The organism is Bradyrhizobium sp. UFLA05-112 (genome assembly GCF_053572325.1).
Genome location: NZ_JBANBK010000217.1, coordinates 1 through 750 on the forward strand (window position 1 = coordinate 1; position 750 = coordinate 750).

1 protein-coding gene is annotated in these 750 nt (G+C 61.1%); it reads right to left on the minus strand.

Going from position 1 to position 750, the window contains the following annotated elements; genetic code table 11:
• A partial coding sequence (nifH, locus tag SO180_RS42445; protein WP_449384715.1) for a nitrogenase iron protein occupies positions 1-748 on the minus strand: 748 nt, incomplete at its 3' end.
• Positions 749-750 lie beyond the last annotated feature (2 nt).

Genomic DNA, 750 nt, shown 5'->3' on the forward strand with positions numbered 1-750 from the left:
TATGGATCTTGGTCGCGAGATTGCGATAGTGGTCCGCCTGCTTGGAGTCCGGCGCATATTCCAGCACCGTCATGCGGCGCAGCTCGGCGTGCTGGACGACATTGTCGCGGGGCACGAAGTGGATCAGCTGGGTGCCGAGCTTTTTGGCGAGTGCTTCCGCCAGCTCCAGCTCCTTGTCGGTCTGCCGCTCGTTGCAGATCAGGCCACCGAGCCGCACGCCGCCTGAATTGGCATACTTCAGAATGCCCTTGGAGATGTTGTTGGCGGCGTACATCGCCATCATCTCGCCGGACATGACGATGTAGATCTCCTGCGCTTTGTTCTCGCGTATCGGCATCGCAAAGCCGCCGCAGACGACGTCGCCGAGCACGTCGTATGACACGTAATCGATGTCCTCGTAGGCGCCGTTCTCTTCGAGGAAATTGATCGAGGTGATGACGCCACGACCGGCGCACCCGACGCCCGGCTCCGGACCGCCGGATTCGACGCAGCGAATATCCTTGTAGCCGACCTTCAAGACGTCCTCGATCTCGAGGTCCTCGACGCTGCCGGCGCTCGCCGCGAGACTCAAGATCGTGTCCTGCGCCTTGGCGTGCAGGATCAGACGGGTCGAGTCCGCCTTCGGGTCGCAGCCGACGATCAGGATCTTGTGACCCAACTCGGCCAGGGCTGCGAGCGTATTCTGCGACGTCGTCGACTTGCCGATACCACCCTTGCCGTAAAACGCGATTTGTCTCAGTGAAGACATGT